At 40.4% G+C, this 11,828-nt stretch carries 5 protein-coding genes; all 5 read right to left on the bottom strand.

Features of this window, described 5'->3' with window-relative positions; all coding sequences use genetic code 11:
* A partial coding sequence (locus tag ACESMA_RS20385; protein WP_372950723.1) for a carboxypeptidase-like regulatory domain-containing protein occupies window positions 1-665 on the bottom strand: 665 nt, incomplete at its 3' end.
* A gap of 565 nt (window positions 666-1,230) precedes the next feature.
* On the bottom strand, window positions 1,231-3,249 hold the full coding sequence (locus ACESMA_RS20380; RefSeq protein WP_372950722.1) for a RagB/SusD family nutrient uptake outer membrane protein: 2,019 nt from the start codon (window positions 3,247-3,249) through the stop codon (window positions 1,231-1,233).
* A gap of 58 nt (window positions 3,250-3,307) precedes the next feature.
* A complete protein-coding gene (locus tag ACESMA_RS20375; RefSeq protein ID WP_372950721.1) occupies window positions 3,308-6,514 on the bottom strand; it encodes a SusC/RagA family TonB-linked outer membrane protein in 3,207 nt (1,068 codons plus the stop codon).
* 560 nt (window positions 6,515-7,074) lie between these two features.
* Entirely contained in the window at window positions 7,075-8,736 is a 1,662-nt protein-coding gene (locus ACESMA_RS20370) for a RagB/SusD family nutrient uptake outer membrane protein (protein ID WP_372950720.1), read from the bottom strand.
* Between the two features lie 98 nt (window positions 8,737-8,834).
* Window positions 8,835-11,828, bottom strand: a 2,994-nt coding sequence (locus ACESMA_RS20365) for a SusC/RagA family TonB-linked outer membrane protein (protein ID WP_372950719.1), incomplete at its 5' end; no start/stop codon positions are given.

Here is an 11,828-nt window from a genome sequence, read left to right as displayed (position 1 = left end):
GCAGATGCATCCTTCAGGACAGAAATAGATTCAATGTCCTCCGGATTCAGTGAATTTAAATCTCTGCCGGGTATGCCATCGATAACCACCAATGGTTGATTTTCATTGAAGGTGCTATTTCCACGTACCCTTATTATTGCAGCGTCATTTCCAGGCTCACCAGATTCTTGCATAAAAATACCTCCAGGCAGCCTCCCGGCAAGAGCATTAGAAACTCTTCCAACAGGCGCAGCGGTTAGCTCTTCACTCCTTACTGCTGTTACTGAACCAATAACATTTTCTCTTCGTTGGGTTCCGTATCCAATGGCTACAACCTCTTCCAGGCCTATAGCATCAGTTTGCAAGGCAACATTGATGGTAGTCTGGTTACCAACAACAATTTCCTGTGTTTTCATCCCCACAAAAGAAAAAACTATTGTGGCATCTTCGGGCACATTGGGTAAAGTATAATTTCCGTCCACATCGGACACAGTACCGATGGTTGAACCTTTCAGTACAACTGTAACTCCCGGAAGTGGTGCACCATCATCGCCGGTTATGGTACCGGTTATGGTTCTTTGCTGGGCGATTGCCCCAAGTTGAAAAATCAAAAAAATTCCAACCAGAAGCACTTTGATAAAAAGGATCCCTTTTATCAAAAAAGTTTTGTTTTGCCTTTTTTTCATAGGTTTTAAAATTTTAATTAATAACGGAATAGTAAACTAAATTAACATAATTCTAAATTTCGTTAGAAATGACTATCCTGATCTTCTGGTTTTTTCATAGGCAATTTAATATTAGTGAATAAATAAAAGTTTATACAATAAGTTTTCGCAGATAATAAAATAAAAGGAGTTTGGAATTAATAGTTTTTGAATCGTTCATAAGTTGCTTTTTAGAAACTGATATCGCTATACAATTTAAAAATATTATTTCGAAAAAAAAAATATTTTTTCAAGGCTGAAAAAATGATTAAAAGAGAGGATAAATCACTAAATATGAGAATACTAACAACTCTCTTTCAAAAACTTGGGTAATTAGATTTGAGATGGTAAAAATTTGTTTGGGAAGTGATTATTTTTGATGCTTCAGCCTGTACTAAAACGTCAATTAATAAAAATCTGCATAAAAGTAGTTTAAAGTAGGATTCTCACGAAAGCATTTTATTACTCTTTACCCTACCCTCAAAAAAAACATACTGCCCTGAAGAGCAGTATGTTTTTAGCCATTATTTTTCAAAAAATTTAGTACCTATTCCACTTCCCCAATAGCTTCCATAGGATCAGTATTCGGAGTTCCGGCAGATTGAACCTGATGCACCAATGGTTCCACATTTTTCTCAGAACCATCGTAACCGGTAGTTTGGTTTAAAATGTTACCTACATTACCGATGAGGTAAGGTTCATAAACCGGCCAGAAAATATGTTTCGGATCCATGGTGTATTTTGTTGTAGGATAGGTTGACCAAGGAACATTTTCCCTGAAGTAATTATTTTTTTCAATAATCCTGTCGTAGTAAAAACTTCCCTGCGACAAAGATTTTTCCATATCCTGTCCGTCCCATGAATAAGTTTTCCCATTGTAGGCAGCCTTTCCGGTTTTGGCAAAAATTACGGAAATGCGAACCAGCTCATCGTGCCGGTATTCTTCGCCCCACAATTCGCGAACACGTTCGTCCAATACAGCGCCAATTCCTTCATTCTGAATATCTGATGCAGTGTACATGTGAATTGCATTGGCCCTTTCGCGGATTACATTCAAATCTTCTGCTGCACCGGCAAATTTATCCTGCCAAACCCTGGCTTCTGCGCGGACTAGATAAGCTTCAGCTTCTCTCATGATATACATATCCGATTTTCCACCATCTTGCCTTTTAACCTGGTCTTCCAAATTTGCTGCATAAAATTTATACATAGGGTATCCGTACCAGCAACGAATAGAATCTTCGCACAATAAGGTACCGTTATGCCATAATCTTGCCGGCTGACCGTACCATTCTGTCCCTTTTAAATCGGGATTGTCGTAAATCAACATATCCATATCGAACCAGTTGCCTTTTCTGTGGCGATAGTCCTGGAGGTCATTCTCACCCTTAAAATTCCAGATTTCAAATTGCGCATAATTTGTTGGGCGGGCAAATCCCTGACCCCGGCCCCACTTTAGCATCTGTTTTGAAACCTCATTTTGCCGGATATCCATACCTGTAACAGTACCTGTTGGCGGAGCTTTCACCCCTTTATTGGTACTCACAAAGTTTGGTCCCCAGGCACGAATTCGCTGTGATCTGCCCTGGCTCCCATCCAGGAACGGGGCATTTACGATCATCCAGATTCCTTCGGGGTTAGAAGTTTTCTGGTTGTTTTCGTTCATAAAAAGCAAATTCACCGGGTCGGCAGGCTGATTGCAATCTAATCCGTCAAGTGCTTCGCCTGAAAATGGATTCAGGTTGTTCCCCACTCTTACGGTGGACACTCCTGAAGCATCCACATCCCCTTGAGTAAATAACCTTGATTCCGGATCGTCAATTACCTTAGTCATCATGGCTTCAGCATCGGCAAACCGCTGGTTCAGCATGTAATACTTGGCCAGCAAAATTCTTACAGCATCAACCGGTGCCTGGCCTCTTGGAATCTCGCTTTTGGGTTTTACCCATTGTTCGGCATATTCCAAATCTTCAATCATCTGGTCCCAGATACCCTGCATGTGAAACACTTTAAAATCCTGGCGTGCTTCAGAAACAACATTCAGTAAAAAACCGACATTCCCAAACTGCATGGTTAGTTGCATGTAAAAGAATGCACGCATAAAATATGCACTTCCCAACAGGTGATTTCGTTCCGGATCGTTATCTCCATCTGCCCATTCCGGGATATCGATGTTGTCGATTACCGTATTGGCATTCTTAATCTGCTGGTAATTTTGAGTATAAAAATTCCGCATACGTCCAGCGTCATTGTTTCTGGAGTTTAACGGAGTGGCGTAAACCCTCATATCCACACCGGGAGAATCCGGTTTGTCGGTGCAGCTCACCACAGTTGCATCACTCATGTTGTGATTAAACATCAGGTCGCCCACATCGGTATTCCACTGGTTAAATACACCTTTTAAGGCAGCATCCAATGCAGTTTGCAAACCAGCAGCATCTACAAAGGTGTTCTCAGGACTTAAAGTCGATAACGGTTTTTCCACAAGGAATTCATCGTCACATGATATGGTAAAGGCCATCATCATTATTAATACGAGGCCTAATATATTTCTCACTTTTTTCATTTCTTTTCAATTTTACAGTTATGTATTTTTCTTTAATTTAAAAAACTTAGCATTTAATTTAGAAAGAAAAATTCACGCTAAATGAATACGTTCGGGGCATCTCCCTCTGAGATTCCGGATCTCCTTCAACCCATTTAGTAAAAATTGCAACGTTATCTATTGTAAATGCCAAACGCGCACTGCTTACATTTATGGTTTCCAATAAATTTGCCGGAATTGCATAACCCAGTGATAGATTCTGAAAACGCACATAAGACCTTTGCTGCCATATATTTGCACCTCCTAGGTTAATGGAGTTGATCCGGGCAGCATCATTAATCGGGTTATTGGGTGTCCAGTAAGGAAGTTTATACCAGTTGTGGTTTTTAATGTATTCCTGCCGGTTATTAAAGGGTTCAATTGTACCACCTTTATAACCTAATTTGCCCAGAAAAACCACACCCAGGTCAAAACCCTTGTAATTAAAATCATTCAGAAGGGTAATATACCAAGGATTGGATCTTAGTCCCTGGAATATTTTGTCTTCTGAATTGATAACTCCATCATCGTTTTGATCTACATACCTAAAGTCACCAGGGTATAAACCATACTTGGAAGCTTCAGCTTCTTCACCTTCCTGGTAAACTCCGTCTATCTCGAAATCCCAGATTACATCCTTGTTTTCACCAATAAACCAGCCGTTGTCAATATCGTCTGGTTCATCCATGTATGTATTACCGTCATCATCGGTCATTTCTATTTTTTCACCGGTTAATGAAACGATTTCATTACCACTGTAACTTACGTTCAGTGTTGTATTCCAGAGAAAATCGGCAGTCTCAATATTTGCTGAGTTAATGGAAAGGTCGAATCCCATGGTTTTCAGACTTCCCACATTCGTTGTAATTTGGTCAAAACCAGTCATGACAGGTAGTTTTTTATCCAGAAGCAGGTCCGTGGTTTTTGATGTATAAACATCCAGTGACCCTCTTAACCTGCCGTCCCAGAATCCATAGTCAACAGCAAAGTTGTACGCCTGATTCTTCTCCCACGCCAGGTTTGGGTTGGCCATTCTATTGATGTACAAATAAGGCGCAACAAAATATCCGTTATCGTAATTCAGGTATTTGTTATCACTAAGTGTGGCATAAGCTGCATAAGCTGCAATCCCGCTACTGTTCCCATTTACCCCCCAACTGGCACGGAGTTTCAGGAAAGTAAGCCATGCCGGACGCCCGGCCATAAAATCTTCATTGGTCAGGGTCCAGGCTGCAGAAACGGAAGGGAATGTAGCATAAACATGGTTGGCACCAAAACGGGAATACCCATCTCGACGAACTGACGCAGAAAAATTATAACGAGTACCATAAGCATAATTTATACGCCCCATCAAAGCATTTCTTGTGGCAGCCTGATCATCTGAATCTACTGAAGGTACCAGAGCAAATGCAAGGGCATGGTATCCAAGTGCCTCGGTAGGTGAAAAACTGGTACCCCGGGCCTGGGTGTACCATCCCTGGGCACGTTCGGCATTTACCAAACCGGTAAAATCGAACCGGTGTTCTCCAAATTCTTTGTTCCAGTTTAAAATGTTGTCCGATTGCCATTCGTATCCGGTGTTGTGCCTTCTGGTAACCAAACCTCCATGACCCCATTGTGGGTTGGCACCGTCTTCATAATAATACCGGTTATAAAAATCCAGTCGGGTTGTAAGATTTGAGGTAAAGGTAAAACCAAAAGGCAAGGTTAGTTTTGCAAACATGGTGGGAAAAATCCTGTATCTATCGAATTGCCTGGTAATATAAGCAGGATTCAGGTATGGATTTCCGCGGTTTGAACCGGCACCCGCTGTTTTCAGGTATTCTCGCGGATATTTGTTGGGTAAATCTCCTATTGTCGGAATATTTTCATTAAACACAACATTTTCCCAGGGAGCATCATAGGGTGATGCTGTGCGATATCCACCATTGTCTATTGGCTGATCCCCTTCATTCTGGTAGGTGAAACTGGCATTAATACCCATACTTAGAAAATCGGTTACACTTACATCCAAATTTAGACGGGAAGAAAGCGATGCATATTTTTCACCTACCTGAACCGATTCGTTATCAATATATCCTAATGACCAGTAATACGATACATTGGGATTACGGCCACTTACGCTTACGTTGTAATCCTGCCGTAATCCGGTATGGAATAACCAGTCCTGCCAGTCGAATTCACGGCCCATCAAAAAGTTTTCTTTTTCGTTTTGTTCGAAACCAAAGTTATCAACCCAGGCTGATGCAATTTTCGTGGGATCCGTTTCTCCGGGAATACCATTTGCCTGTAACCAGTCGGCTCTGTTTTCCGATGGTACTTTGTCAAACTGATCATATTTGGTCCAGGGCTCCTTAGACAAACTGTTAATGGCTTCATTCATGTCTGTAAGCCATGTTAACACCTCATCACCGGCTGCAAAGGTTTTCAAATGTTTTCCACGCGTAACAACTCCAAGCTTAGCACTTGCACGGACAGTTGGTTTTCCGGTTTTTCCCTTTTTGGTAGTGAAAACTATTACCCCGTTAGATGCACGTGAACCGTAAATGGAGGCAGCACTGGCGTCTTTTAAAACATCAACACTTTCAATGTCGTTCACATTAATTTCGGCAATGTCGCCGTTAAAAATTACGCCATCCAATACAATAAGCGGGCGGTTTGCAGCTCTTTCATCATCATCATCCGCCTTAATGGTGTTGTCAGCCCTGATTTGAAACTCAGGCGTATTTTTCGCACTGGTACTATACCCCACTTTTAATCCCGGTACAGCAGAACGAAGCATTTCCTGAACATTAGCCGGCTGGTACTTTATTAACTCTTCCGCATTTACATTTACTACGGAACCGGTCAGGTCTCTTTTTCGGGCTGTACCGTAACCAATGGCTACCACTTCGTCGAGGCCTATGGCATCGGTTTGCATGGAAACATTAATGGTAGTCTGGTTACCAACAGCAATTTCCTGGGTTTTCATTCCCACAAAGGAGAAAACAATTGTAGCATTGTCCGGTACATCGGATAATGTAAAATTTCCGTCAACATCGGAGATGGTACCGGTAGTAGTGCCTTTAAGAACAATTGTAACTCCTGGGAGGGGTGCATCATCATCTCCGGTTACTGTCCCGGTAATGGTTCGTTGCTGGGCGATTACCCCAAGTTGGGATATCAGAAAAATCCCAACCAAAAGAAACTTTGCAAAGGACATACTTCGTCCTTCTCGCAAAAAACTTTGCGTTGCACTTTTTTTCATAGGTGTAAAAATTTTTGTTTAAAATTTGAATTAATTATTCACTAAAATAAAAGTATATTTTATGTATAATATTCGATAAATGATTAATGGTTTTATCCGTTTTTTTTCATAGGCATTTAATTCGTTCGTAATATTTATGGTTTAAAATTCATAATCACAAGAAAATCGAAGGGGATTATTTTAGTTTGAAAATATGCTTTATTCTTCATAAAGACTATTTTAGTTAGATTCCGTTATCGCTAACGGAACAAATATAAAAAAAGAATCGGCACGAAAAAATTTTTAACTGATTTTTACCTGCATAAAATTTTTCTTTTTATACAAAACTTTCGTATGACTCGAAGTTTGAATCCAACAGAAAATCTATCAAGACGGAATTGGCTGGGTTGTTACCATTATATTTGGTTCCTCCTAAAAAACTCACTTAAGAGCTCGATATGATACTACCTATATTAATTTAACCAGTTCTATCCAATCTTACAAAAATAGGAATAAGGAGAAAAATCTCCCTATTCCTATTTTCACTATATTAAATTCTCTGATAATTTATTTCTTGCAGATTATTTATATCCTTCGTTTTGTGGAAAATCGGCATCGATATTAAGGTCGATTTGAGATTGAGGTATAGGCAACAGAACATGGTAATCTTCAATGTTTAACCCAGGAAATTTTGGGTTATTGTTGTATTTCCTAATCCGCTCTACCAATTTACCCGTGCGACGCAGGGTTATTTGTCTTTGTTCTTCGCCCCAAAGCTCCCTTACACGTTCATCAAGCAAAAAATCAATATTGGCCTCACTGGCTGCAATTGGTGTTGCATTTGAACGTTCTCTGATTACGTTAATATCCTGTGCCGCTTTATCAGTTTGCCCCAGATTTATATATGCTTCAGCGCGTAATAAATAGGTTTCGGCCAAACGCAATGCATAATTGTCTTTATGGTTGGAACCTCCTCCAGATCTGTCTGGACTGGTAAAGTGGTTTAACGGATCTGCAAATTTCATGAAATAGGGGAAAATATACTGGCAAGTATCTTTGATTGGGTCCCTTCCCGCATCAGCAGGATAAAGGCTAAAATCGACCTTTTGCCCGTAATAGGCCGATGCCGGGTTATCCCAATAAAAATCGCGTTTTATCTGATGTTTTGCATTTCTGTAATCGTTATCCCAATCGTCTTGCCAGATCATATTAGCAGAGTACCAGGTAGGTCTGATCCATGCAACAGGACGGCCAAGGGTGTCGGAATACCCTGTAAATTTCCCATTGTAATACTCACCTAAAAAAGCCTTTTTACCATCAGGAGTATTTCCCATCCTATAATAAGCACATCCAAATCCCCTTTCTCCAAGAAAGGCAGAACCGCCTTCAATTAAAGGTTCGAATTGTACAACCCAAATAGCTTCGGTATTTTCAGGAAGATTTTGGTTCCCATAAGCATGCAGGTCGAGGAATACGTCTCCGCTTCCAAAAACATCAACTGTACTACCAAAACGTTCAGTCATAATGGCATATCCATAGTCGTTTATCACATGGCTGGCAGCATCTACAGCTTCCTGGTTTTTTCCCTGCGCTACATAGGTTTCTGCTAAAAAGTGCCAGGCGGCACCCTGTGTAATCCTGCCCGGATCCTCTTCTTGTCCACGTACGGGAAGGTTGGCTGCGGCAAACTTCAAGTCGCTTTCCATAGCCGCATAAACATCGTTTACGGAAGCCCTGACAAAGTCGGTTTTAGGTGCATTTATCACTTCGTTTACAATTGGCACATCACCAAATACCGACACTAACTCACGATAGGCATAAGCCCTAAAAAACATAGCTTCAGCCTTATATGCCTCTTTTTGTGCTTCATTTTCCCACATTTCCGGATCAGACTCTTCTATTGCATCAATTAACACATTGGCATTTTGTATCAATTTATAGTTACGTGTCCAGCTATCACGGCTTATATAATTGACAGGGGTAAAAAAGGAGACAAAATCACAGGGGAATTTCGTACTGGCAGGATCTTCACCATGATAAGCGATATCAGTACTTACTCCTCTTCTCCATGCAAAATATTCCTGAGATGCTGCATCACGGAACAAATATTCGCGAGCATAAGCATGAAGTCCTGAAATTCCTTGTCGAGCTCCGGCTACACTGCTGAATGCATTTTTAGGTGCTAAAAAATCTAATGGTGTTTCTTCCAATATTTCATCGTTGTTGCATGATATACCTATCAATGGAATAATCATTACCGCTAAAATGTATGTCCTGATTATTCTAAATATTTTTTGTTTCATTTTTTTAAAATTTATAGGTTTCTAATCTCATTAACTTATTATAAGGCAAGTTTTAGTCCTACAGTAAAACTTCGCATTAACGGGGTATTACTTGTGCCTGTTTCAGGATCCCAACCCGACCATTTTGTCCAGGTATATAAATTTTTGCCTGACACATACACTTGTAAATTATTTAGTTTTAAACGGTTTATGACCGAATTATCGAATTTATATGACAGAGAAATATCCTGAAGCCGGATAAAACCTCTGCTTTGATAAACTCCACTTGTTACGGCCGGGGAGTTGTAAATACCCGTTGCATTGTTTACTCCGTTATCCGGAGTCCAGTATGGACGCACTGCTGACATATTCATACGATACACATTATCAGACCTGAAATTTGTATTCAGTACTGAGGTGTTGTCCATAATATAATAACCATTTCCACCAGTTATTGAGTTAAAAAGAAAATTTAAGGTGAAATTTTTGTATATTATTGAGTTGTTGATGCTGAATCGGAAATTTGGGTCTTCGTATCCAATTACTTTCCTGTCATTTGTAGATTCAATTACACCATCACCATTCTGATCGACGTATCTAAACTGGCCCGGATACCATCCATTCAGGATTTGCCCGCTATATAGTTCTTCTTCAGTCCATACGCCTCCTGCCATCTCATAGTCGTATTGAGCACTAATTGATTCACCCACAAACCATTCGTTTCCAATGTCGGCATCGTTTTCATCTCCATACAGTTTGGTAATTTCATTTCGGTTCAAACTAAAGGTAAAGTTTGAGTTCCATTTAAAATCACTTCGCTGCACGTTATTGGTGTTTAACATTAATTCAATTCCTTTGTTGTTGATTCCACCAATGTTTGTGAAAACATTACTATATCCTGCTGTAGCAGGTAAAGCCCTCTCTACAAGAACATCGGTAGTATTTGCATTGTATAAATCCAAAGATCCGGAAATCCTTTGATCCAAAAATGCAAAATCGACACCCATATTCAGCGAGGCTGTTTTTTCCCATTTTAAGTCATCGTTGCCGAGACTACCGCTTGGATAAACACCAATACTTGTTTCAGCACCATAAACGTATGAACGAGTATCCATTGTTGAGAAACTTTTGTAGCGCCCCAACCCCTGGTTTCCGTTTATACCATATGATAATCGCAATTTCAGATATGGGAAATTGCTATCGCTGACAAAGGACTCTTCAGAAAGTACCCAACCAACAGACACTGATGGGAAATTTGCAAATTTATTGTTTGCACCAAAACCGGAGTACCCATCTCGCCTTACAGTACCTGTAAGGTAGTAACGGTTTTTAAAAGAGTAGTTAACTCTTCCCATGTATGATATCCCGTCTTCTTCCCAGGTACCGCCATTTTCAGTGGTTAATACGGTAGATATGGTTCCCAGTCCAAGTCCGTTGTATCCTAACCCCTGGTTCTCAAATCCTTCTGCCTGAAGACGCGAAGTATTTTGCTGCGAATGTTCACGACTGTAAAGGAAAGTTGCATTTATATTATGATCGCCAAAACTACGCAAGTAGTTTAGGATGTTATTTTGAATCCAGCTTCTTTGCTCAATATGGTCCTTACGACCTCTGCCCTTATTCCCTGCACCATCCGGGTGAGTAGTTGGCCAAAAGGAAAAATTATTCCTGGTATTAAGGGTATTTGAGTAATTAATATCTAAACTTAATCCCTCTATCCATGGTATATCTATTTGTGCGCTTCCAACCATAAACAGGTTATTCCTGATGTCGCTGTTATCGGCATAGAGATCCACCAAAGGGTATTCCATATATACTTCGCCGGTTAAGTGCATATCGTAGTCTGCCTGACCTATTTTGTTGTCTGCAAGCGGGCTGGCTTCCCTTGCTTCATTAAGACTTGCTGGGAATCCTGAATAGTCGCGGTAAGAATAGGCTGAATTTATCCCTAATGTAAGCCAATCATTAATATCGCTTTCTATATTAGTCCGTAAAGTGAATCTTGAAAATTGATCATTTTGCAATACTCCTTCCTCATTGGCGTATGAACCGGATACATAGTAATTCGTACTACTTGTTTTTCCCGAATAGCTTAGGTTATAGTTTTGTATTGGTGCAGTTTGAAGAACTTCTTCAACCCAGTCTATCTCGTTCCCTGCAAGGTAGTTGTCTTTTTCTTCTTGTGTACGAAGTGTTGAAGCAACAACGTTTCTGTCGGTTACATCAGGTCTTGCTGGTTTTCCTGCATCGCTGGTAGGATTTGTTCTGTACCATGTGTATAAATTCTGCTGGTAATAATAGTCGGTAAGCCTTATTGCATATTGCTCTGCATTCATCACCTTCATTGGTGTGTTGGTAATGTTTTGGAAACCGTAATACATATTAAAGTTTATTTGAGGTTTTTCGCTATTCCCCTGCTTAGTGGTAATTAAAATTACTCCGTTTGCTGATCTCGAGCCGTAAACGGCTGCAGCACTGGCATCCTTTAATACATCTACAGATTTGACGTCACTGACATTAATGTCGGCAATGGCACCGTTGTAGATAATACCATCAAGTACGATTAAAGGTTTATCGGACGCAGACAAAGAGGTCTTCCCCCTAATTGAAAAATCAGGTTCTCCACCTGCTGCACCAGTTTGTTGAACGTTAATGCCTGCCGATGCCCCTGACAATGTTTGTAAGATGTTCAAATTTGACTGAAGCGATTTATCATCAAATGCCACCCTCGCAACCGAACCTGTCAGGTCGCTTTTTCGCATGGTACCATAACCAACAGCAATAACTTCTTCCAAACCAATGGCATCAGTTTCCATCGTAACGTTGATTGCTGTTTGGTTTCCAACCACAATTTCCTGGGTTTTCATTCCAACAAAAGAAAAAACAATTGTAGCATCGGTAGGCACATTGGGTAACGTGTAATTTCCATCCGCATCGGAAATTGTACCGGTAGTAGTGCCTTTAAGAACAATTGTAACTCCCGGTAGTGGGGAACCATCATCTCCGGTTATGTTACCGGTTATGGTTCTTGTCTGGGCGACTGCCCCAAGTTG

Origin of the sequence: Mariniphaga sp., assembly GCF_041687215.1 — a bacterium.
GTDB lineage: Bacteria > Bacteroidota > Bacteroidia > Bacteroidales > Prolixibacteraceae > Mariniphaga.
This window is presented reverse-complemented; position numbering and strand designations above follow the sequence as displayed.